This window comes from Pseudoalteromonas sp. K222D, assembly GCF_017653575.1.
Lineage (GTDB): Bacteria > Pseudomonadota > Gammaproteobacteria > Enterobacterales > Alteromonadaceae > Pseudoalteromonas > Pseudoalteromonas nigrifaciens.
In genome coordinates this window covers 124,876-147,856 of the sequence record NZ_JAGGDL010000005.1, presented here as the reverse complement: position 1 = coordinate 147,856, position 22,981 = coordinate 124,876, and the positions used below count along the sequence as shown (strand labels likewise).

Annotated in this window: 18 protein-coding genes; 5 read left to right on the top strand and 13 right to left on the bottom strand. The window is 39.9% G+C overall.

The window, feature by feature from the left end; translation table 11 throughout:
• Positions 1 to 30 precede the first annotated feature (30 nt).
• Positions 31 to 1,410, bottom strand: a complete 1,380-nt coding sequence (gene cysS, locus J5X91_RS04840) for a cysteine--tRNA ligase (protein WP_086993300.1) — start codon at positions 1,408 to 1,410, stop codon at positions 31 to 33.
• Between the two features lie 155 nt (positions 1,411 to 1,565).
• Between cysS and J5X91_RS04835 the strand changes: the two genes are divergently transcribed.
• Together J5X91_RS04835 and J5X91_RS04830 are read left to right on the top strand one after the other, a co-directional pair.
• A complete protein-coding gene (locus J5X91_RS04835) occupies positions 1,566 to 2,057 on the top strand; it encodes a peptidylprolyl isomerase (protein WP_011328724.1) in 492 nt (163 codons plus the stop codon).
• Positions 2,058 to 2,169: 112 nt separating this feature from the next.
• Positions 2,170 to 2,910 carry a UDP-2,3-diacylglucosamine diphosphatase gene (locus tag J5X91_RS04830; protein ID WP_011328725.1) on the top strand — a complete coding sequence of 247 codons (741 nt, stop codon included), beginning with the start codon at positions 2,170 to 2,172 and terminating at the stop codon, positions 2,908 to 2,910.
• Positions 2,911 to 2,928: 18 nt separating this feature from the next.
• Here the strand turns inward: J5X91_RS04830 and miaE are convergent, their stop codons facing one another.
• The gene (miaE, locus tag J5X91_RS04825) at positions 2,929 to 3,696 is read right to left on the bottom strand and encodes a tRNA isopentenyl-2-thiomethyl-A-37 hydroxylase MiaE (RefSeq protein WP_011328726.1); all 768 of its coding nucleotides are present in this window, start codon (positions 3,694 to 3,696) and stop codon (positions 2,929 to 2,931) included.
• A 223-nt stretch (positions 3,697 to 3,919) separates the two neighbouring features.
• Between miaE and J5X91_RS04820 the strand changes: the two genes are divergently transcribed.
• On the top strand, positions 3,920 to 4,519 hold the full coding sequence (locus tag J5X91_RS04820) for a Yip1 family protein (RefSeq protein WP_011328727.1): 600 nt from the start codon (positions 3,920 to 3,922) through the stop codon (positions 4,517 to 4,519).
• Positions 4,520 to 4,612: 93 nt separating this feature from the next.
• Here J5X91_RS04820 and purF read toward each other — a convergent pair whose 3' ends face one another.
• The 10 genes from purF to fabB all read right to left on the bottom strand — a co-directional run bounded on the left by purF (position 4,613) and on the right by fabB (position 18,737).
• The gene (gene purF, locus J5X91_RS04815) at positions 4,613 to 6,139 is read right to left on the bottom strand and encodes an amidophosphoribosyltransferase (protein ID WP_089368566.1); all 1,527 of its coding nucleotides are present in this window, start codon (positions 6,137 to 6,139) and stop codon (positions 4,613 to 4,615) included.
• Between the two features lie 18 nt (positions 6,140 to 6,157).
• Positions 6,158 to 6,652, bottom strand: a complete 495-nt coding sequence (locus J5X91_RS04810) for a CvpA family protein (RefSeq protein ID WP_058373811.1) — start codon at positions 6,650 to 6,652, stop codon at positions 6,158 to 6,160.
• Positions 6,653 to 6,847: 195 nt separating this feature from the next.
• Complete coding sequence (locus tag J5X91_RS04805; protein ID WP_089368568.1) at positions 6,848 to 7,477, bottom strand: SPOR domain-containing protein; 630 nt, start codon at positions 7,475 to 7,477, stop codon at positions 6,848 to 6,850.
• Between the two features lie 11 nt (positions 7,478 to 7,488).
• Positions 7,489 to 8,754, bottom strand: a complete 1,266-nt coding sequence (gene folC / locus J5X91_RS04800; RefSeq protein ID WP_086998467.1) for a bifunctional tetrahydrofolate synthase/dihydrofolate synthase — start codon at positions 8,752 to 8,754, stop codon at positions 7,489 to 7,491.
• Positions 8,755 to 8,779: 25 nt separating this feature from the next.
• Positions 8,780 to 9,655 carry an acetyl-CoA carboxylase, carboxyltransferase subunit beta gene (gene accD / locus J5X91_RS04795; RefSeq protein WP_011328732.1) on the bottom strand — a complete coding sequence of 292 codons (876 nt, stop codon included), beginning with the start codon at positions 9,653 to 9,655 and terminating at the stop codon, positions 8,780 to 8,782.
• A 154-nt stretch (positions 9,656 to 9,809) separates the two neighbouring features.
• On the bottom strand, positions 9,810 to 10,604 hold the full coding sequence (truA, locus tag J5X91_RS04790) for a tRNA pseudouridine(38-40) synthase TruA (protein ID WP_011328733.1): 795 nt from the start codon (positions 10,602 to 10,604) through the stop codon (positions 9,810 to 9,812).
• A 149-nt stretch (positions 10,605 to 10,753) separates the two neighbouring features.
• Complete coding sequence (locus J5X91_RS04785) at positions 10,754 to 14,884, bottom strand: FimV/HubP family polar landmark protein (protein ID WP_208834163.1); 4,131 nt, start codon at positions 14,882 to 14,884, stop codon at positions 10,754 to 10,756.
• Positions 14,885 to 15,232: 348 nt separating this feature from the next.
• The gene (locus J5X91_RS04780; protein WP_011328736.1) at positions 15,233 to 16,249 is read right to left on the bottom strand and encodes an aspartate-semialdehyde dehydrogenase; all 1,017 of its coding nucleotides are present in this window, start codon (positions 16,247 to 16,249) and stop codon (positions 15,233 to 15,235) included.
• Positions 16,250 to 16,294: 45 nt separating this feature from the next.
• Positions 16,295 to 17,416 (bottom strand): 4-phosphoerythronate dehydrogenase, encoded by a 1,122-nt coding sequence (locus J5X91_RS04775; protein WP_086998476.1) that lies wholly within the window; start codon positions 17,414 to 17,416, stop codon positions 16,295 to 16,297.
• Between the two features lie 109 nt (positions 17,417 to 17,525).
• Positions 17,526 to 18,737 (bottom strand): beta-ketoacyl-ACP synthase I, encoded by a 1,212-nt coding sequence (gene fabB, locus J5X91_RS04770; protein ID WP_011328738.1) that lies wholly within the window; start codon positions 18,735 to 18,737, stop codon positions 17,526 to 17,528.
• 181 nt (positions 18,738 to 18,918) lie between these two features.
• On the opposite strand from fabB, the gene mnmC reads away from it, so the two are divergent.
• Both mnmC and J5X91_RS04760 read left to right on the top strand, forming a co-directional pair.
• The gene (mnmC, locus tag J5X91_RS04765; protein WP_208834162.1) at positions 18,919 to 20,928 is read left to right on the top strand and encodes a bifunctional tRNA (5-methylaminomethyl-2-thiouridine)(34)-methyltransferase MnmD/FAD-dependent 5-carboxymethylaminomethyl-2-thiouridine(34) oxidoreductase MnmC; all 2,010 of its coding nucleotides are present in this window, start codon (positions 18,919 to 18,921) and stop codon (positions 20,926 to 20,928) included.
• A gap of 82 nt (positions 20,929 to 21,010) precedes the next feature.
• Positions 21,011 to 21,646, top strand: a complete 636-nt coding sequence (locus tag J5X91_RS04760) for an NAD(P)-binding oxidoreductase (protein ID WP_011328740.1) — start codon at positions 21,011 to 21,013, stop codon at positions 21,644 to 21,646.
• A gap of 5 nt (positions 21,647 to 21,651) precedes the next feature.
• Here J5X91_RS04760 and J5X91_RS04755 read toward each other — a convergent pair whose 3' ends face one another.
• Positions 21,652 to 22,410 (bottom strand): sulfite exporter TauE/SafE family protein, encoded by a 759-nt coding sequence (locus J5X91_RS04755; protein ID WP_208834161.1) that lies wholly within the window; start codon positions 22,408 to 22,410, stop codon positions 21,652 to 21,654.
• Positions 22,411 to 22,981: the final 571 nt, after the last annotated feature.

Sequence of the window (22,981 nt, the reverse complement as noted above, 5' to 3'; positions counted from 1 at the left end):
AAGTTAGTTATTATTTTTGAAATAAACCAATTACGCTTTACGCCAAGTGGTTTTACCGGCTGAATCTTCTAGTATTACGCCTAACGCACTAAGTGCATCGCGCGCTTCATCAGCAGCAGCCCAGTTTTTACTAGCACGCGCATCGTTACGCTTAACTATTAGCGCTTCAATTTGTGCTACTTCATCATCGTCTTGCCCACCTTGTAAAAAGGCTTCTGGGTCCTGCTGAGCAACACCTAGCACTTCGCTTATGCTACCTAGTATAAATGCTAACTGCCCTGCTTGCTGGCTATCAATATCTTTTACGCGGTTTAGCTCTTTAGCTAGCTCAAACAACACAGGTAATGCTTCTGGTGTATTAAAGTCATCATCCATCGCCTTTCTAAACTTAATAACATACTCGTTGTCATCAAGCTCACACGCTACCGGTTCAACCCCACGAAGTGCTGTATAAATACGCTCAAGTGATGAGCGAGCTTGATCTAAATTTTCTTGCGAATAATTTAGCTGGCTGCGGTAATGGCCCGAGATTAAAAAGTAACGTACTGATTCTGCATCGTACTGTTTTAACACTTCACGCACAGTAAAAAAGTTATCTAACGATTTAGACATTTTTTCTTTATTTACTTGCACCATACCCGTGTGGATCCAAGTATTTACATACTTGCCATTATTTGCACAGCACGATTGTGCAATTTCGTTTTCGTGATGCGGAAACTGTAAGTCAGAACCCCCACCATGAATATCAAAATGCTCACCCAAATGCTTTGAGCTCATAGCAGAACATTCAATATGCCAACCTGGACGCCCTTCGCCCCATGGAGATGACCATGATGGCTCACCCGCTTTGGCTTTTTTCCACAATACAAAATCAAGCGGATCGTCTTTATCTTGAGCAACCTCAACACGCGATCCTGATTGCAGCATGGTTAAATCTTGCTGCGATAATGCGCCGTACTGCTCAAAGGTAGAAACATCAAACAATACATCACCATCGGCAGCAACATAAGCATGGCCTTTGGTAATTAAGCGCTCAACCATTTCAATAATTTCATCCATGTGCGCAGTTACTGTTGGTTCAACATCGGGGCGTAACATGTTTAAACTATCAAAATCTTCATGCATGGCTTTCGTCATGCGCACAGTTAAGTCGTTTATTGACTCGCCATTTTCGTTAGCGCGTTTAATTATTTTGTCATCAACATCGGTAATATTACGCACATATTTTAAATCATAACCAATATGGCGAAGGTAGCGAACAATCACATCGAAGCCAACAAAGGTACGCGCATGCCCAATATGACAGTAATCATAAATGGTGATACCACACACATACATGTCGATTTTGCCTTCGACCATTGGTTTAAATTGCTCTTTTTGTCGCGTTAGTGTGTTGTATATATTAACCATTTACTTTGAGTCCTTGACTATTAACTTGAACAGCTATGTTACCACTTGAAAAGCCCCTGCTCTAGCGCTTTATAACAAAGCAAACATCTACTTTGTTAATCTTAGCTAACTGAGATAAAATAGCGCGACTATTTAAACCAGATACAGGAAACCTCATGGTTGTTCTACACACTAATTTTGGTGACATCACCATTAAAATGTTTGATCAAGAAGCTCCAAACACAGTTAAAAACTTTTTAGAGTATGCAAATGCTGGCTTTTTCAACGGCACTATCTTTCATCGTGTAATCGATGGTTTTATGGTTCAAGGCGGTGGTTTTATCCCTGGTATGGATCAAAAAGAAGTAAATGATCCAATTAAAAATGAAGCTAACAATGGCCTATCAAATAAAGTAGGTACTTTAGCAATGGCACGTACGCCTGATCCTCATTCAGCTACAGCGCAATTTTTCATTAACGTTAACGACAACGATTTTTTAAACCACAGCAGCGAAACGTCGCAAGGCTGGGGTTACTGTGTATTTGCTGAAGTTGTTGAAGGCATGGACATAGTTAATAAAATTAAAGGCGTAGCGACAGGTAGCAACGGCTTTCACCAAGACGTACCACTTGAAGATGTAATTATCGAAAGCGTTACTGTTAACTAATAGCGTTTACTCACTTTATGTGAGTATATAAGCGGGTATTAATATAAATTAAGTTTAAATATTTACTTAATTTATATAAGCCCGCTTTTATTTTATCTAAAAAGACTCATCTATGACCCGCAAAACTTATTTTATTGCCGACTTACACCTAAGTGAAAACCGCCCTGATATTAGCGCGGCATTTTTTAGCTTTTTAAATACGCACATACTTAATCAAGATGTAGATGCACTGTACATTTTAGGTGATTTTTTTGAAGTATGGGTTGGCGATGATTACATTACAACGCTGAGCGCTAATGTAGCAAAGCATTTAAAAGCAGTCAGTGATGGCGGTACACCGGTTTATTTTATTCATGGTAATCGCGACTTTATTATGCGCGACAAGTATGCCGCAATGGCAGGTATGACCTTACTTGATGAGCAAACCGTAATAGATTTATACGGTACACCAACGGTTATTTTACATGGCGATGAAATGTGTACTCAAGATATAGAGTATCAAAAGTTTCGTCGTAAAAGCCGCGGATGGTGGTGGCCAAAACTAATGTTGGCTATGCCACTATGGTATCGTAAAAAAATAGCCCGTAATGCACGTGAAAAAAGTAAACTTAGCCAAGCCAATAAACCCCTTGAAATACTCGATGTGATTGATGACGCCGTACTCGCTACTTTTGCTAAGCACCAGGTCACTAATATGATCCACGGTCATACTCATCGCCCTAATGTGCATACTTACACAGTAAACCAAGAAACTTTAACGCGTACGGTTTTAGGTGACTGGTACACCCAAGGCTCATATTTAGTGGTTACACCACAGGCTCAAAAGTTAATTAGCACTCCTTTTAAGGCGTAAAATGAGTGCTACAAAAGGTTAGTTTTTTAATGCAGGAATACCGCTATGAAATTTAAAGTCGGTATCGGGCGTTGCAATGAGCTCACGTTCTTTTTCTGCAAAAAACTGCACTCGCTCGGTAATATCAAAGTCGGCAATTTCTTGCGCCAGCGTTAAATAATCTTGATAATGTCGCGCTTCAGAGCGCAATAGCGATATATAAAAGTCACCTAAACGTTTATCTACATGCGGAGCAAGCTTAGCAAAACGCTCACACGATCGCGCCTCAATGTAAGCACCCACTATAAGCTTATCGACCAGAGCATCTGGCTCAAAGGTTTTCACATTGCGCAGCATACCTTTAGCATAACGACATGGGGTAATACTTCTATATTCAACACCGTACTCGTCCATAATTTCTAATACTTGATAAAAATGATGCAACTCTTCTTTTATTAGCATCACCATTTTATCGATTAACTCTTGCCCATACGGCGAGTTAGATTTAGGAATAATAGCCTTGGTAAGCTTGTTTTTAGCCGCTAAGTCACGCCAATTACCTTCACGTTTATAAATTAATGTTTCAAACGGTTTTAGCCACTCAAGCAGAGCGTCGCTACTTTCTTTATCCACCGCATACTTACGAATTAAAAACATCGCTGATTGCGCTGCCTTTAATTCACATATCAAATGGTCGATTAATATAATCGATAAATTTTCTTTTTTTATCGCTTCATCAACCCACTGCTGTGGGGTTTCGCATTTTAAAAAACTTAAAATTGGCGCTAATAATTGTTGCGTAGACACTTTTTGCATATCTCAGTATAACTTTAAACTTAATAACGATTTTACCATGAAACCTTTTTAAAAGATCACCACGGCCTACTTTTACATGGGTATCATTTACAACTTCAAAATGTTAATACAATGTTGCCTTGACTTTGTATTGCAAGTGAACCATAACTGTATAGTGACTGTATAAAAATAAAACAGTAAAAAACTAATAAGTTACTTTTATGGAGTAAACACTATGATACTAAACCACCTATGGGGGCTTTACGCTCACCCACTTGAAGAATGGCAAACAATTGATAACCGCCATGAAAGCCTAACTTATAGCCTCTCGCATATTGTGTTGATAGCGCTGTTTCCCTCGGTTATGGGGTACTATTCATCGGTATATTTAGGATGGAGCATAGGTACAGGAAACCCCGTATTTTTAACCCATGACAGTGCACTACTTATTGCAATTGCAATGTATGTGGCGCTAATTGCGGGTATATTTGCTTTGGCTTATTTAGCCCACTGGATGGGAGTAACCTTTGGTGCTCAGCCCACTTTCACTCAAGCTCTCGAACTAGCAGCTTATACTGCAACCCCGGTGTTTATGTCGGCACTAGCTGCTTTTTTACCGCACTTATGGTTTGTGGTGTGCGTAGGCATGGTTGCTTTGGCTTACTCGGTTTATTTACTTTATACCGGTGTGCCAATATTAATGCATATACCAGAAGAACGAGGCTTTATTTACGCAAGCTCTGTAGTAACTTGTGGCTTAATTTTACTGGTTATTATTTTAGCGGTTACCGCTATGCTATGGACTAATGGAATAGTGAGCCCCATGTTTACATAAGCACTGCACCGCGTTGGAGTAAAAGTATTTGTGCTTTTTTGCACAAAAAAAAGGAGCTAATTAGCTCCTTTTTTATTTAAATATTTTTAACGATTAGTCTGATTCGTTTTCATCTTGATTATGAATCTCTAACCCTGCAGACATCGCATTTTCGCGAGTACTTTTTGCAGAGTCATTACGCATTTTATCAATACGATTTAAGTAATCTTGATCAATGTCGCCAGTTATATATTGGCCATCGAATACTGATGTTTCAAATTTAGTGATTTCAGGGTTTTCTTTGCCAACCGCTGCAATCAAATCTTTTAATGACTGAAAAATCAAACCGTCAGAACCAATACTTGCATTAATATCTTCCACTTCACGGCCATGAGCAATCAGCTCGGCTGCAGATGGCATATCAATACCGTACACATTAGGAAAACGTATTTCAGGAGCAGCTGATGCAAAATAAACGTTTTTAGCACCCGACTCTCTAGCCATTTCAACGATTTGCGCTGAGGTAGTACCACGCACAATTGAGTCATCAACCAGTAATACGTTTTTACCTTTAAACTCACGATCTATGGCATTTAACTTTTGACGCACCGATTTTTTACGTAACTCTTGGCCTGGCATAATAAATGTGCGGCCAATGTAACGGTTTTTAACAAAACCTTGGCGGTAAGGTAAATCAAGAACACGGGCTATTTCGAGCGCAATATCACACGATGTTTCAGGAATAGGAATAACCACATCAATGTCTTTATCAGCCCACTCACGTGCTATTTTTTCACCCAATTTAGTTCCCATATTTACCCGTGCTGCATAAACAGACATACGGTCAATGGTTGAATCGGGGCGAGCAAAATAAACAAACTCAAAAATACATGGTGAATAAGATACTTTATCTGCACAGCTTAACGAGTGAAATTCACCGTTTTCGGTTACATAAATGGCTTCACCTGGTGCTACATCACGAATAAATTCAAAACCATCTTGTTTTAGTGCAACACTTTCTGAAGCAAACATGTATTCGGTGCCTTTTGCGCTTTCGCGTTTACCAAATACCAATGGACGAATACCGTTAGGGTCACGAAACGCCACCACACCGTGGCCAATAATCATCGCGATAGCAGCATAGCCGCCATTCACTTTGTTATTTACTTCGGTAATAGCGGTAAAAATATCTTCTGCGCCAAGCTGTAGCTTGTTTGATTTACTTAACTCATGCGCAAGAATATTAAGCAATATTTCTGAGTCAGAGGTGGTGTTTACATGGCGTCGTGCTTCTGAAAACAATTGCTCTTTTAACTCTTCTGCATTCGTTAGGTTGCCATTATGTGCTAATGCAATACCAAAAGGAGAGTTTACATAAAATGGCTGCGCTTCTGATGAGCTTGACGAGCCTGCTGTTGGGTAACGAACATGGCCTATGCCAATTGTTCCCTGCAATCGTTTCATATGGCGAGTGTGAAATACATCTCTCACTAAACCATTTGCTTTGCGTAAGCTAAACGTATTGTTGTCAATGGTAATAATACCCGCGGCGTCTTGGCCGCGGTGCTGCAAAACAGTTAAGCCATCATAAATCGCCTGATTAACTGGCGATGTTCCGACTATTCCAACGATACCACACATGTAATTTATCCTCGCCGATTAACGGTTTACTGAATTTAAAAAGCTTGAGTTGTTTTCAAGGTATGAAAAAAACCATTCAACAACAAAGCCAAATTCCGGAATCAAAATAGAGTTGCCCCACCAATGCGTACTAGGCGCACCTGTAAAAGCATCAAGAAAGAAGAGTAACGCGCTCACGACCAACACGCCTCGAAGAGCACCAAACACTATGCCAAAAACACGGTCGGTGCCTGATAAACCAGTACGCTGTACTAATTCACCTAAAATGTAGTTTAGTAAACCGCCCAACAATAGCGTCACAAAGAATAATATGGCTATGGCCGCTGCATTTCTTAAAAGGGGTTCAGAAATGGTAGTTAGGAAGGAAGCTAAATATTGATAGAACAAGCTAGAGATGATAAAAGCGCCAGCCCATACAGCTAATGACATAGCTTCTTTAACAAAGCCGCGTATTAAACCGATGACGGTAGATAGTGCAATAATGCCAAGAATGGCGTAATCAACCCAGATCATAAGAACCAATTAGTCGCTAATTTGGGGCGCATTCTATACCTAAACATCGTTAATATGCAAGTTTAAGCGGGAGATAACTGGTTGCCCAAAACAGTAAATTTTAACCTTAATTAAAATAGTTTTGACCAACATATGAGAAGTGTAATACGACTAATAAAAACACCTAACCTTGCACACAAGGCTAGGTGCAATACGTTACTTGGTTACTTCAAATTGCGTTATTTTACCATTGAGCTTAGTTAGCTCTTTAAGTGCTGGTAATTGCTTTTGTAACTCATTTTTATTAAGCGATGGGCCAACAAATACTTTAGTTAATGTACCGTTTGGCGTTTTTACTGGCTTAGTAAAGGTTTTGAACCCTTTAGCTTGCAGCTTTGCTTGCAGCGCTTTTACGTTTGCGGCATGAGAAAAGCTACCTAATTGAATGACATAAGCCATGCTGGTTAGGTTCTCATTGTTTTGGCGTGGCTTGATTGATTGTACCGGCGCAGCTGCTTGTGGTTGAGCTTTAGGCGCTATTAGCGCCTCTACCACTTTAGCTTCTGATGTATAGTCACTTTGAGCAATGTTAGCTTGTTGTTCAAAAGCGATATCATCTGCTTGAATGTCTTCTATCTCATCTTGTTGCAACGAGTCTGCCCCGGCTACGTTTTCATCAATTTCTTGCTGCAGATCGATTGTTTTGAACTCAGAGCGTTCTGGAATCGCTTTAAAGCCTTCTTTATAGTGCACTTTTTCACCATCAAGTATGTTAGGTATAAACACAATTGCTGCTATTACCACGATACTTGTTCCGACTAAGCGATTTATAAAACTTGAGTTCACCGATATTCTCTCTATTTTTTAAAGTAATCAATAGCGCCAGCAACGGTAAAAAATGAACCAAAAACAATCAAAACTGTGTCGTTTTGTTGTGTTGGCAAAATTACATCGAGTGCTGCTGCTACGCTATTATAACTATGCTTAATATCATTATGCGGTATGCTTTGTAGCGCATTTTGTAAGTTGCTAGCGCTATCACCACGAGGGCCATTTAAACTCGCTAACGACCATTGATCAACTAAATGGCTTACTTCTTTAAGCACACCTGCTTTATCTTTATCAGCAAGCATAGCGACTAATGCATGAATTTTAAAGCCTTTATCTTTGTAGCTTAGTAATTTACTTGCTAAATATCGAGCCGATTCAGGATTATGCGCTACATCGGTATATACCAAGGGTTGGTCGCTTAACTGCTCAAAACGCCCTTCCACAACCAGGTTTGCTAAACAGGCTTTGATCACCGACTCACTCGGGAGTAAATTTAACACACTTAGCGTGGTTAACGCTGTTGCTGCATTTTGACTAGGAATTGCTGGTTTAGCTAATTCAAGGTTGTACTGTTGGTATTGCCAGCTAAAGGTATCTGCGTGTTCTTTAAATATAAAGTCACTCCCTGATAAAACCATCTTGGCATTTATTTCATCGCCATAATCAGTCATGGTATGGGGAATATTTAAATCGCCAATAATAGCCGGCGTATTTTCACGAAAAATACCCGCTTTGTCATAAGCAACGAGTTCACGCGTATCACCTAAGTATTCTTTGTGATCTAAATCGATAGTGGTAATAACACTCGCAAAAGGCGTAACAATATTAGTGGCGTCATAACGCCCGCCTAAACCTACCTCTAAGAGTACGTAGTCAACCTCACAGCGCTTAAAAATTGCCAGCGCAGCCAAGGTGCCATATTCAAAATAAGTGAGTGCGGTATCTTTGCGCCCTTGTTCTAGTAAATGAAAGGCATCAACATGATACTGATCGCTAAGCTCTTGCCCATTTACCCGTACACGTTCGTTATAGTGCGTTAAATGTGGTGAAGCATACGTACCTACGCTAAGGCCTTGCGCTAAAAGTAACGACTCTAGGCAGCGTGCTGTGGTGCCTTTACCATTGGTACCGGCAATCAAAATAATTTTACTTGAGGTGTTTAATAGCCCAATGTTATTAGCAACACTGGCAACGCGTTCTAGCCCCATTGCAATATTTGCAGGGTGAACACTTTCTAAATAAAAAAGCCAATCATCAAGGCTTGATGATTGGCTAGGAATTGTTTTTGTCATAGCGTTAGATCAATAAAGCTTAAATTTACGCTACTCTATGCTCTTGCTCAGTAGAAGGCAAGTTCATAAACTTAGCCAAGATGCGTGCCAATGTATCGCGCATTTCACGACGGTCAATAATCATGTCTATTGCACCGTGTTCAAGCAAGAATTCACTACGCTGAAAACCTTCAGGGAGTGTTTCACGCACTGTCTGCTCAATAACACGCGGCCCTGCAAAACCAATTAATGCTTTTGGCTCGCCTACGTTAATGTCGCCCAACATAGCAAGCGATGCAGAAACACCGCCCATTGTTGGATCAGTCATAACTGAAATAAATGGTAAGCCTTTTTCTGTCATTTTAGCAAGCGCGGCACTGGTTTTAGCCATTTGCATTAATGAAATAAGTGCTTCTTGCATACGTGCGCCGCCAGAAGCCGAAAAACAAATAAGTGGCATATTATGCTCTAAGCATTGATCAACAGCGTCAACAAAACGTGCACCTACTACCGAAGCCATTGAACCGCCCATAAATGAGAATTCAAATGCTACAGCAGCTACAGGAATACCTTTTAAATGTCCCTTCATTGCCACAAGCGCGTCTTTTTCACCACTTGATTTTTGCGCCGCTGTAATACGGTCAGAGTATTTTTTTGAGTCTCTAAATTTAAGCACATCTTTAGGTTCGTGCTGTGTACCAAGTTCTACACGGTCACCTTCATCTAAAAAATACTCAAGGCGCTTACGCCCACTAATACGCATATGATGATCGCACTTAGGACATACATTCAATGCTTTTTCTAATTCGGCTTTATACAAAATAGAATCACACGATGTACACTTAGCCCAAACACCTTCTGGAATTTCTTTACGACCTGATGCTTTTGTCGTTTTAGGTAAGATTTTTTCTAGCCAACTCATTTGCAACTCTCTTAATGCTGTTCTGTGTCGCGAGCTTGCATGCTTATCATGCAAACAAATTTTCTCAATTAAAACATGAATTACACTAACACGGTATCAAAAACTGGTCTTAGTAGTTGCCAGCGCTTAGATTAAACAGTTAAAAACCACCTAATTAAATACTAATATCTGGTAAAAACAAAGGTCCTAATGGCGTTTTAGGTATGTTAAATTGTTCAGGATAATCAACATCTACCAGGTATAAACCGGCAGCTTTAGCGGTTGCACTTGCCTTTGCTCGCTCTTTTAAATCTAGCAATTCTTTTAGCCAAACAGGTTGTTGTTTATGTAAGCCTATATCCATTAAACAACCCGTTATATTACGTACCATATGATGTAAAAAAGCATTGGCTTTAATATCTATAATAACGTAACTGCCTTGGCGCTGTACCGATAAATGCTGAATTGTTCTAATAGCAGTATTTGCTTGGCAGTGAATAGCGCGGAACGACGTAAAGTCGTATTTACCTATTAAATACTGACACGCTTCTTGCATTTTAGTTTCATCAAGCGTGTGATGAAAGTGCGTAACACCTTCGTTTAATACCGCGCCACGAAGTGGGTTATTATAAATAACATAACGATAACGGCGTGCTGTAGCACTAAAACGAGCATGAAAATCATCAGCCACTGGCTGAGCAAAACGAATAGCAATATCTTTTGGCAACAATGTATTCATGCCTAAAGTAAATGCCACCATATCGCGTGGTGCATCTGTATCAAAGTGCACAACTTGCCCGGTACCATGCACACCGGCATCGGTACGCCCTGCGCATACAATTGCAACCGGATGATTACAAATACGCGATAACGCTGTTTCTACTTCTTGTTGTACGCTGTTTACGTGTGATTGTCGTTGCCAACCACTATAGCGTGCGCCGTTGTATTCAACTCCAAGTGCTACTCGCATAATTACTGCTTTACCTACTGTGCTAATGAACGGGGCATTTTATGCTATCTAGCGATGCAATAAAAGCAGCTGCGCTATAATCAAACCTATCCCGATTAAAAAAGCCCGTAATTAATAAAATTACGGGCTTTAAATTTATGCTCTTTATTTTATTTAAGTTTAGCTTTTAAGCTAAGCGCTTCTTGTTGAACTTCTTCAGGGCCTTTATTAATAACGTCTTCGATAACCTTAAGCGCTGAGTCAAAATCATCTATTTCGATATAAGCGCGGGCTAAGTCTAATTTAGCAGAATAACCGCCACTTTCAGCATCAACATCTGTTGGGTTATCGCCGGCCAGTAATGAGTCAAAATCACCTAGCCCTACGTCCATATTCACATCATCGTAAGGTTCGTACTCTGTATCTGCGTCGTCACTTTGCTCTAATAACGCATCAATATCTACAAACTCATCTTTGCTAGTTTGCTCAATAGTATTGCTGTTAACAGTTGGCTGTGGCGCTAAAGCTGATTCATCAGTATCTATTTCATCACTGAGTAAGTTATTAAAATCAACGTCAAACTCACTACTGTCTGCAATATCCAGCTCATCAGCATCGGCTAATTCATTTAGTAATGCATCAAAGTCGGTCTGAGTTAAATCGGCCATAAACTCGTCATCAAGCTCATCATCCGATGCAACTTCACCGTTATGCGGTAACTCTGTTGGCATTAATGCCGCTTCACGGTCTACATTTGTTTGCTCATCAATTAACTTCTCATCTAACTCTTCATTTAATTGCTCAATTTGAATATCGTCTACTTCGTTAAGCAAATCATCACTAACGTCATCATTTAATTGCTGCTCAGACGAATTACTTGTATCAACCTCTGGTGGTGAGGTTATTGCTAATAATTCATCTTCATTTTGTTGTTCACTATCGAGCTCTGAAAAATCATTTTCAATTAATAGTTCATCGTCAAAGTCATCATTTAAACTATCTAAATTACCACCGGCTAGTAGCGAGTTTGCAAGATCTTGTTCAGCTTGACTCGAGGCCATACCTTTAGCATCACCATCTAGGTTATCGCCTTGCAGCTCTTGCGGAGTAAACGCTTGCTGTTCATCTGCTGTTAGTATTGCATCGTCATTCAGATCTAGCTCAGGGTATTCGTCTACATCAAGCTCTTCGCTTGGCGCTGCTACATCAGGCACTGACTCATCTGCTAATAATTCAGATTCATCATTTTCAATACCTAGAGGGTCGTCACCTAATTCGGCTTCTGTTACATCATTAAAATCATCAACCGACCACTGAGGGGGTTCTACATACTCTTCATCATCGGATGCTTGTTGTAGCTCATTTAAAAGCTCATCAACACTTTTTAAATTATCGTCATTATATTCTTCAAGCGCATCTTCAGGATCGAGTAACGTCTGCGATGTATCTGAGTAATCCTCTATAATTGAGTCGCCAAAATCGTCTTGCTCTTCTACTGCAAGCTCTGGTTCTGACTCAAGTGCTGACTCTGTATTTTCACTGAATGATGAGGCAACAGATTCAGCGTCGTCACTATTTAACTCTTGCTGCGCTTTTTCTAAATCCTCTACTGATTCAGCAAGGGCTGTATCTATTTGTGCATCATGTTCATCAAGGTCGTCGTCTAAGTTATCAATTAAACTGTCGATATCGTCAATATCATCTAAGTCAAAGTCATCAGCTTCTTCTACTAACTCAGCTGTATTTTTTTGCTCTTCAAGCGCTGTTTCAGGCTGCTCTTCATCGCCCTGCTCGCTTTGTTCACTAACTTCGTCGATTAAGCTGTCGATGTCGTCAATATCATCTAAGTCAAAGTCATCTGCTTCTTCTACTAACTCAGCTGTATTGTTTTGCTCTTCAAGCGCTGTTTCAGGCTGCTCTTCCTCGCCTTGTTCACTAACCTCGTCGATTAAGCTGTCGATATCGTCAATATCCTCTAAGTCGAAGTCATCAGTTTCTTCTACTAACTCAGCTGTATTATTTTGCTCTTCAAGCGCTGTTTCAGGCTGCTCTTCCTCGCCTTGTTCACTAACCTCGTCAATTAAGCTGTCGATGTCGTCAATATCATCTAAGTCGAAGTCATCAGCTTCTTCTACTAACTCAGCTGTATTACTTTGCTCTTCAAGCGCTGTTTCTGGCTGCTCTTCATCGCTTTGTTCGCTAACTTCGTCGATTAAGCTGTCGATGTCGTCAATATCAACACCATCATTTTCTTCAACTAATTGTGTCGTGCTGCTTTGTTCTTCAAGCAGATCATCATCCTGCTTGTTTGCTTCATCGATTAAGCTATCGATGTCATCTAAATCAAAGTCGTCATTCTCTTCTACGAGCTCTGTAGCGCTGCTTTGCTCTTCCAGCAGATCATCGCCCTGCTCGTTTGCTTCATCGATTAAGCTATCGATATCATCTAAATCAAAGTCGTCGTTTTCTTCTACGAGCTCTGTAGCGCTGCTTTGTTCTTCAAGCAGATCATCGCCCTGAACGTTTGCTTCGCCAATTAAGCTGTCGATATCATCTAAATCAAAGTCGTCATTTTCTTCAACTAGCTCTGTAGCGCTGTTTTGCTCTTCCAGCAGATCATCGCCCTGTTCGCTTGCTTCATCGATTAAGCTGTCGATATCGTCTAAATCAAAGTCGTCGTTTTCTTCAACTAGCTCTGTAGCGCTGCTTTGCTTTTCAGGCAGATCATCGTCCTGCTCACTTACTTCATCGATTAAGCTGTCGATATCATCTAAGTCAAAGTCGTCGTTTTCCTCTACCAACTCTTCTGTATTTTTTGGTATTGATGATTGCTCTGATTCTAATAAATCATCAATATCAAAATCGTCATCTTCACTTGCTAACTCTTCACTAAAGGCAGATATTTCATCGTGAGAATCCCCACTCTCTGGTGCTACTTTGTCGCTATCACTCGATTCAATTTCTGGTAAGCTATCGTCTTCATCAAATAAGCTATCTAAATCATCAGCACTTAAAATATCATCACTGTTTTGTGATGTGTTTAAGTCTAAATCAATAGTGTCCTCTAAGCTGTCATCTACAGGCTCATCAAAGCCTTGCTGCATAAAAATATCGAGCTCATCATCGTCTTGGCCGTCTTCATCATCAAAAATGATGTCATCGCTCAGTAAGCTTTCTAACTCATCTTGATCTAATAAATTGCTATCGTCTAATGAGTCGTCAAACGCTACATCGTCATCTAACAGCATGTCATCTGAAATACCGTCATCTAACAGCACGTCATCCGCAATACCGTCATCTAATTGAACACTTAAATCATCCAACGGATCAGGAATAATAGGATCGTCGTGGCTAGCTGCACTTACAACATCATCGCTGTCATCACTGCTATAAACGGGAGTTTGCGGTAAAAACTCTTCATCTTCTTGGTTATTTTGTTCGGTGTTATTTGCGCGTTTACGTAACAACATTACAACGGCAAAAATAATTAATAATGCAGGTATAGTCATTAACAAAATTAAAACCAGCGGATTAGATAGCAAGGCTCCTAAGTCAAATTTGGCATCTTGTTTGGCGTCTTTGATTTTTTGTTGCGCTATTATTTCATTTTGTTTAACTATTAATTCTTTAAGTTGCAGCTGTATTTCGCTGTCTTGCCCTAGTTGCTCGCGTAAGTTTTTTAGCTCTTGTGAAATACCTGTGAGTTGTTTTTTAAGCTTGTTATTCTCTACTAATATTTCTTCAACATTGTTTACCGAACTTTTAAATTGCTGTTGCAGCTCAACTAATCTATTACTTTGATCCGTTTTTATGTCATTTAATTCTTTTTGTAATTCTTTTTTAGCTTCGTCTACGTCAACTTTACGCGCTTGCGTTACTTTGGTTTGAGCTGTATTAATTTCGCTTTGCGTTAGCGTGCCGTTTTTCTTTTTTTCCCATAACTTGTCGTCTTGTTCAGAGCGCTGTCTTGCTAGCTCAGAGCTAACACTTTTAATTTCAGCTAAGGTGGGTATGTTTAAATAGGCACCACTTTGCATGTGGTTAAGGTTTTGTTCTAAAAATGAATTTGGATTTTTGTTATACAAGGCCTGCATAACTTGATAAATGCTTACAGAGTTATCAGGACGAACTTTAACAGCAATACGCCAGAGTGTATCGGTCGGTTTTATTGGCCCTATTGCTCGTCCTTGCACACCATAGTCAACGCCTTTAGGCCCCTTTAGTTGGGTACTGTCTTGAGAGTAAACAGAAGTGACTATCAATGCAGACGCCAATATAATAAGTGAAGCTAAACCGCGCATGCTGATCCTTTAATGTTTAAATGTTAACGTAGCGCCACAAAGTGGGCGCATAAACATTGATTATTCTTGCCGTTATCAACCAAATGGCTGACTCACATTTTTTATTACAATCTATTTTTATTGCAAGCTCTATTCCAGTTACAAACTATAAACCAGTTAGCCACTAATATCCATCGCAACACTTTGAAAATAAATACCTTAAATTTATAATTAAAAGTATTTAAATCTGTTACATCAACATCTTTATACGCTTTTAAATTATATGCGGCAATTAATTGACAGCCATATAAACAAAAAGCGGCAAACAAATAATGTTTACCGCTTTTTTTGCTTTAAAGCTATAAGTAATTACATGTAGTTAGCAATAAGCTCTTCTGCAATTTGTATGCTATTTGTTGCTGCACCTTTGCGGGTATTATCGCTTACAACCCACATATTTAAACCATGTGGATGTGAAATATCGGCGCGTAAACGACCAATATAAACTGTGTCATTACCGCTGGCATCAGATACCGCTGTTGGGTAATCGCCCGCATCATCAATAAGCTCAACACCTGGCGCGTCGTTTAATAACTGTTTTACGTGTTCAAGGTCATATGGCATACGTGTTTCTATATTGATTGACTCTGAATGACCAAAAAACACCGGTACTCTTACACACGTTGGGTTTACTGCAATGGTAGTATCGCCTAATATTTTATGCGTTTCGTTAACCATTTTCATTTCTTCACGGGTGTAGCCGTTATCTTCAAATGCATCTATTTGTGGGATCACGTTAAACGCAATTTGCTTAGGAAATATATCGCTGTCAACTGGGCGGGCATTCATTAAGTTAGCGGTTTGCTTTGCTAACTCATCAACCGCTTTTTTACCTGCGCCCGACACTGCTTGATATGTTGATACATTAATACGGTCAATTCCGTAAGCATCGTATATTGGTTTTAGTGCCAACATCATCTGAATAGTTGAACAGTTAGGGTTGGCAATTATGTTACGATTTCTAAAATCGGCTAAGCTTGCTGCGTTAACTTCTGGTACGATTAGAGGGACTTCAAAATCATTTCTAAAAAATGATGTATTGTCGATTACTACACAACCAGCATCTGCAGCAATTGGCGCGTACTGCTCTGACACACTACCACCAGCAGAGAAGAAGCCTATGTGCGCTTGGCTAAAGTCAAAGCCTTCAACATCTAGTACTTCAATGGTCTCACCACAAAACTTAATGTCTTCGCCTGCGCTGCGGCTGCTAGCAAGTAAAAAAAGTTGATCCACTGGAAATTTACGATCTGCTAATGTTTCAATGATTTGACGACCAACTAAACCTGTAGCACCAAGTACCACAACGTTATATTTTTGCGACATATTTATTCCTCTTTAAGCGATATTAAAACAACATCGCTAGTTAAATTAGTTTGCAACAGTAAACCCAAGCTGGGCTAAAGCGGCTAGCTGCGAGCTATCACCTTGTATTGTTAAAGTGCTAAATTCTCGTCTTACAGGGTAGTTTTTACGTAAACTATCAAAACCGTTATTCGCTAAATCACGCAGTAAAATACCGTCATCACGGCGTACGTCGTAAATTAAATGCACCAAACGCGCAATATCAGCTTCATTAAAACTTTGTCCTAATGTAGCTTGCGTAATTGCAGGCACGGGTAAAAACTCGTCGAGCGACTTTGTTGCTTCTATCCCTTTGAGTTCACAAAACTTTTGATACAATATTTGTGTACCACGGGCTTTCCCTTCAAGGGTGTGCCCTGCAATGTGAACGCTTGCATAGCGCACATGCTCCAATAGCTCAGTTAAAATAGTGGGTTCGTTTTCCCATACATCAAGCACTAAATCTAAATCGGCACCCGCTTGCATCACTTCTAATAATGCTTGATTGTCAATCACATCACCACGGCTTGCATTAATTAACGTAAGCCCGGGTTTGAGCGCTTTTAATCTGGCTTTATCCATCATATGTAGCGTTTTATGCTCGCCACTTTTTATAAGCGGAACATGAAAAGTTACAATATCTGACTGCGCAAGTAATTGATCAAGTGCTACGTGCTCGTTTAATAAGCCTTGCGCATGTTTTATTGGATCACATAAAAGTACGGTTAAATTCAGCGCTTGTAATTTTTGCGCCAAACAACTGCCAATACTGCCTACGCCAACTATACCTATTGTTTGATTATTAAGTGGGCGGGCATTTTCTTGGCTTAATGCATATAAACTGCTTATTACATACTCGGCTACCGCAATTGCGTTGCAGCCTGGCGCGCTACTAAAGGCAATATTTTTATCATTTAATAATTGCGTATCAATATGATCAACACCAATTGTTGCGGTGCCAACAAAGCTTAGTTTGTTAGCGTGTGCTAAAAGCTCATTATTAACCTGAGTGACTGAGCGAGTAAGCAGCACATCTACGTCTATTAGTTGATCGGCTGTTAATTGTCGCCCATCAAAACGCTCAACTTCACCAATGTCTGCAAAGTACTGCTCAACTAAAGGCATATTCTGATCGGCAAGAATTTTCATACAGAGTCCGTTTGGCAATTAAGGGTCGCTATTGTAACGAACAACCTAGGCTTTGCACAAACTAAAAAGCCGAGCAATGCTCGGCTTAGGGTATTTAGTAAGAAACTAATTAACCTTTATATTTACTCATAACTAACGTGGCATTTGTACCACCAAAGCCAAAGCTGTTCGACATTACAGTATTTAACTCAACATCACGACGCTCAGTAACAATATCAAGGCCTGCAGCTTGCTCGTCTAATTCATCAATATTAATTGATGGTGCAACAAAGCCATGCTCTAGCATTAATAAAGAGAAAATAGCCTCGTGAACACCCGCCGCACCTAGGGCATGGCCTGTCATTGCTTTAGTTGCGCTGATCATTGGTGAATTACCACCAAATACGTCTTGAATAGCGCCAAGCTCTTTAACATCGCCCACTGGAGTAGATGTGCCATGCGTATTTAAATAATCAATACTTTCTACGTCTTGCATAGCTTGGCGCATACAGCGTGCAGCACCTTCGCCTGAAGGAGCAACCATGTCGTAACCATCAGACGTTGCACCATAGCCAACAATTTCTGCGTAAATATGTGCGCCACGAGCAAGAGCATGTTCAAGCTCTTCAACCACAACAATACCGCCACCACCAGATATAACAAAACCATCGCGGTTTGCATCGTACGTACGCGATGCTTTTTCTGGTGTTTCGTTGTACTTAGTAGAAAGTGCGCCCATAGCGTCAAATTCCATTGCTAAAGTCCAGTGCAGCTCTTCACCACCACCAGCAAAAACAACATCTTGCTTGCCAAGTTGAATTTGTTCTACTGCATTACCAATACAGTGCGCTGATGTAGCACATGCAGAACTAATAGAGTAGTTAACACCTTTAATTTTAAACGGTGTTGCTAAACATGCAGACGTGGTGCTTGCCATAGTACGTGGCACCATATAAGGACCTACACGCTTTACGCCTTTTTCGCGTAAAATATCAGCCGCTTCTACTTGCCATTTAGATGAACCACCACCAGAACCAACTATAATACCCGTACGCTCGTTTGACACTTGCTCGTCAGATAAACCTGAGTCTGCAATCGCTTGCGTCATTGAAATATAAGAATAGGCAGCAGCATCACCCATAAAACGCATTGCTTTGCGGTCAACATGTTCTTTAACGTCAATATCAATTTTGCCCGACACGTTGCTACGTAGCTTGTAATCGGCAAATTCTTGGTTAAACGCAATGCCACTACGGCCTGTTTTTAACGATTCTAATACTTCTTCTTTGTTGTTACCAATACTTGATACAACACCGATACCTGTAATTACGGCTCTTCTCATGGGTAATTCCCTTAGCTTAATACTTAATTGCGTTCTATTTTACGCGAATTTAATCATCTAAGTGGTCAGCTTTCTAGCGTACACTTGTACTCTGAACTGCTAGCTTATAAATAACGCCAGACTATTTCAAAGAAAACACGTAAAATAATTAAAAAATTTCATCTCTAAAATTAAATGGGTCATGATAAAAAACGCCAACATTCACTTTAACCACCAAGGCACACCTGTTGCCAATGACTTCGATGATATTTATTATTCTGACGATAATGGCTTAGCTGAATCTTATTATGTGTTTTATCAGCAAAACAATATAGATACACGGTTACAAAGCCATGACCAAGCACATTTTGTTATAGCCGAAACCGGTTTTGGTACTGGCCTTAACTTTTTAAATACATGCCAGCACTTTACTGACCACCTTGCACGCCAACAAGTTCAAAAGCAACTAAACTATGGTGTAAAGCGACTACACTTTATTGCCTTTGAAAAACACCCATTAAGTGTAAGCGACTTAAGCAAAATATTAACAGCATGGCCTGAACTTAATTTATTAAGTGAGCAACTTATCAGCCAGTATCCCATTAATTTAGCAGGCTGCCATCGACTTGAATTTAATAATGGGACAATCGTGCTCGATTTATATTTTGGTGATGCACTGGAATCGATTAAAACAATGAGCTATCCGCGCTCAGGTATAGTAGATGCTTGGTTTTTAGATGGTTTTGCACCGAGTAAAAACCCTGACATGTGGCAGCAAAGCCTGTTTAATGCCATGGTTAACATTTCAAAAGTAGGAGCCACCCTTGCTACCTTTACCGCTGCCGGCTTTGTTCGTCGTGGGTTAAGTGATGCAGGCTTTACCATGCAAAAAGTTAAAGGATTTGCGCACAAACGTAGCATGCTAATTGGCACATTGAAACACACTAACGATACGCAATCGGCGCCAAGTTATTTTAATCACGATGTAAGCCCGCTTAGTAATGTGGCGGTAATTGGTGGTGGTATTGCCAGCAGCTGTATTTTATACAGCCTAGCTAAGCGAGGTATTAGCAGCCAATTATTTTGCCAAGATGCTGCACCCGCTATGGGGGCATCGCACAACGTGCAAGGGGCGGTATACCCTCATTTACAAGCAAAAAACTCCCCACACAGCGAGTTATTTGCGCATAGCTTTTTATATGCCAAACGGCTTTATAAACAGTTACTCAATGATGGCTTTAGTTTTGATCATAGCTGGTGCGGTGTATTGCAGCATGCAGTAAAACAGCCACTCGTTGATCGCCATGAAAATTTAGCCCAGCAGCAATTATGGCCACAAACATTAATGCGTAACGTAACCGCAGAGCAAGGAGATACTATAGCCGGAGTTACTACTGGTTATTCTGGCGTATATTTTGAACAAGGTGGCTGGGTAAACCCACCACAACTAGTTAATGCTATGTTGAGCGCCGCCCATTGTTTGTCGCCTTATAAAAGTACTTTTAACTGCCATATAGAACAATTAAAAAAAACCAGCAACGGCTGGCTACTTTTTAGTAACGGCAAACAGTTTGGCCCCTTTAGCGATGTAATTATATGTGCAGGTGAGCACAGCGATGCATTTGCACAAACTAAAGCACTATCAATCGTTGGTGTACGCGGGCAAGTATCGCATGTGCAGGCAAGTGAGCAGTCAACTAAACTAAAAACAGTGCTGTGCCATAAAGGCTATTTTACACCCGCTTATTTAGATCATCATTGCATGGGTGCAACGTTTGAAAAAAACACCAAAAGCCAACAAGTAACTGAGCAAGACAACCTTAGTAATCGCGAGCAATTACTCAACTTTTACGGCCACTGTAATTTTGCAACTAGCTTAGGCAATATAACCGCAGCAAAAGCCGCAGTGCGTTGTAGTTTTATTGATCACTTACCTATGGCAGGAGAGTGGGCAGAGCAAAGCGATTACCTAACTGCCTTTGCTAATTTACGTTTAGGTAAACGCTATCAGTACCAAGCCCTAAGTAAAAAACAACAAGGGCTACATATTTTCACCGGCTTTGGTGCACGTGCTTTATGCAGTGCGCCACTTTGCAGTGAACACTTAATTAGCAGTTTAAACAACGAGCCGCGCCCGCTCAGCGAGCGTGTAAGCCAAGCTATTCACCCTGCTCGTTTTATAGTGCGTGATTTAATTCGTAATAAAATTTAATCAGTTAGCTATACTTGAAAGGTATACCAACGAGTCACGATCTACTGTAAGCTGAAATAGCAAACAAATTTAGGAGTTAATGATGAGTAAAACCTTAATTATTGGCGCAAGCGGGCAAATTGGTAAAATGACTACCGAGTTATTACTCCAGCATGAGCATAATGTAATCGCTTTAGTGCGCAATAAAAATAAACTAAGTGATTTAAATAGCGTACATTTAACTATTATCGAACAAGATTTAGAAAGCGATTTTAGTGACGTAGTAAAAGACTGTGAGCAAGTCATATTTGTTGCTGGCTCAGGCGGCGGTACAGGTGCTGATAAAACCTTATTAATTGATCTGTGGGCTGCTACTAAGGCAATTAACTTTTCAAAAGAGCACGGTGTTAAACACTTTATTATGGTGAGCTCGTTAGGTGCTGACGATCCTGATGCAATTCAAAGTGATCTAAAACCTTACCTAGTAGCTAAACACATGGCAGACAGATACCTAATAAATAGCGGCCTTAGTTATACCATTGTACGACCGGGTGCATTAACCAACGAAGCTGCATCAATGCTTATTAGCACAACACGACCAAGCGATCGTTCAAATGCAAAAATAAGCCGAGAAAACGTTGCTCATGTTTTATTTAACATTGCGCAAAACCAATGTAATAGCAGTTGTATTTTTGAGCTTTTTGATGGCGACAGCCCTATTAAAGCTGCGGTAAAATAATCTGCTTATAGCAATATTTCACTTATGCCTTGCCAAGCCAATTGGCAAGCCATAAGTGTTAATATAACCTTAAAAATAGCTTTAAAACGTGCTGTAGGCATACGTTTAAGTAAATAAATACCTAACCAGGTGCCTAGCGCACCACTGGCAATCATACCTATCACCAATGGCAACCATTGCCAAAAGTTAAACCCAATAACAGTATAAACAAACGCCTTTAACACATGCTGTAGGGTCATAATGCTAGAAAACGTTGCAGTGAACTTTAATTTGTCATAATTATTAATATGCAAATAACTCGCTACTAGCGGTCCACTTGCGCCAACAAACATAGAAATAAATGCCGTTATTAAACCCGCAACTAAACGCCCCAGCTTTGAGTCGTTTTTAAATTCAGGCGTTTTACCCCACAATAAATAAACCACAAATACCGCAACCGCCAACTTCATACCATCTAACTGAATATCATTAACTACAGTGCTAGAAATGCCAGCGCCAACCAACCCACCAAGCGTAAAGTAAATAAACATACTTTTATCTATATGTTTAATGCTCAACACTAGTCTATTTGCATTCGATCCTAATTGTACTAAGCCATGCACTGGCACCACGACCGTCATTGGCATAATTGATGCCATAACAACTAATAACATCAGCCCGCCACCGGCACCAAACGCGGCAGATACAAACGATGTAAAGCCTGCAAGTACAATAAGTAACAGCGCTATACAGGGAGTAACAAACTCTGTAGCCAATAAATCCATATTTATGCTCTAGGGTGAATAACACCTTATATTGAGGCTTATTTTAGTGATTTTGTATAACCATTAGGTATAACATGCATAGTTTAAATTGCGTTCAAAAAATATAAGCATTGTGTAAAGCCACAGCACATTAAAGCTCAGCATTAAGTTTAAAATATGCTTACAACAATTAATTATAGATTCAATTTTAAAGTTAATAACCCGCTATAAATTAGCCCAAACACGTAACTAATAAAAATGAACTGTCCCTTTATCTATTCAACTTTTAACAATTACACCCAACTTTGTTTGTTGTAAAAAAATACAACCACATTAAAACTAATGAATAAGAATTACTTTATGGCTGTGTTTGCTGCAAAATAGTATACAAACTTAAAATATGCATCTTGATCGGTAACCGGTATATGCTAAGCTCCTGCCCTCAAAATTAAACTTTGCCTGTTTTTTATTAATGATTTGCTAAGTTGCAAGGTACTGCTTTTGCTTATGGCGCTCTAAAGTTTTGAACTGCTAATCTGTTGATTACCTCTTCACGGTCAAACTTTGGTTCATGTGCAAACAAAAATATACC

Coding starts and splice junctions, on each gene's coding strand:
- cysS (WP_086993300.1), bottom strand. CDS start 1,410: ATGGTTAATATATACAACACACTAACGCGACAAAAAGAGCAATTTAAA.
- J5X91_RS04835 (WP_011328724.1), top strand. CDS start 1,566: ATGGTTGTTCTACACACTAATTTTGGTGACATCACCATTAAAATGTTT.
- J5X91_RS04830 (WP_011328725.1), top strand. CDS start 2,170: ATGACCCGCAAAACTTATTTTATTGCCGACTTACACCTAAGTGAAAAC.
- J5X91_RS04820 (WP_011328727.1), top strand. CDS start 3,920: ATGATACTAAACCACCTATGGGGGCTTTACGCTCACCCACTTGAAGAA.
- purF (WP_089368566.1), bottom strand. CDS start 6,139: ATGTGTGGTATCGTTGGAATAGTCGGAACATCGCCAGTTAATCAGGCG.
- J5X91_RS04810 (WP_058373811.1), bottom strand. CDS start 6,652: ATGATCTGGGTTGATTACGCCATTCTTGGCATTATTGCACTATCTACC.
- folC (WP_086998467.1), bottom strand. CDS start 8,754: ATGACAAAAACAATTCCTAGCCAATCATCAAGCCTTGATGATTGGCTT.
- accD (WP_011328732.1), bottom strand. CDS start 9,655: ATGAGTTGGCTAGAAAAAATCTTACCTAAAACGACAAAAGCATCAGGT.
- truA (WP_011328733.1), bottom strand. CDS start 10,604: ATGCGAGTAGCACTTGGAGTTGAATACAACGGCGCACGCTATAGTGGT.
- J5X91_RS04785 (WP_208834163.1), bottom strand. CDS start 14,884: ATGCGCGGTTTAGCTTCACTTATTATATTGGCGTCTGCATTGATAGTC.
- J5X91_RS04780 (WP_011328736.1), bottom strand. CDS start 16,249: ATGTCGCAAAAATATAACGTTGTGGTACTTGGTGCTACAGGTTTAGTT.
- J5X91_RS04775 (WP_086998476.1), bottom strand. CDS start 17,416: ATGAAAATTCTTGCCGATCAGAATATGCCTTTAGTTGAGCAGTACTTT.
- fabB (WP_011328738.1), bottom strand. CDS start 18,737: ATGAGAAGAGCCGTAATTACAGGTATCGGTGTTGTATCAAGTATTGGT.
- mnmC (WP_208834162.1), top strand. CDS start 18,919: ATGATAAAAAACGCCAACATTCACTTTAACCACCAAGGCACACCTGTT.
- J5X91_RS04760 (WP_011328740.1), top strand. CDS start 21,011: ATGAGTAAAACCTTAATTATTGGCGCAAGCGGGCAAATTGGTAAAATG.
- J5X91_RS04755 (WP_208834161.1), bottom strand. CDS start 22,410: ATGGATTTATTGGCTACAGAGTTTGTTACTCCCTGTATAGCGCTGTTA.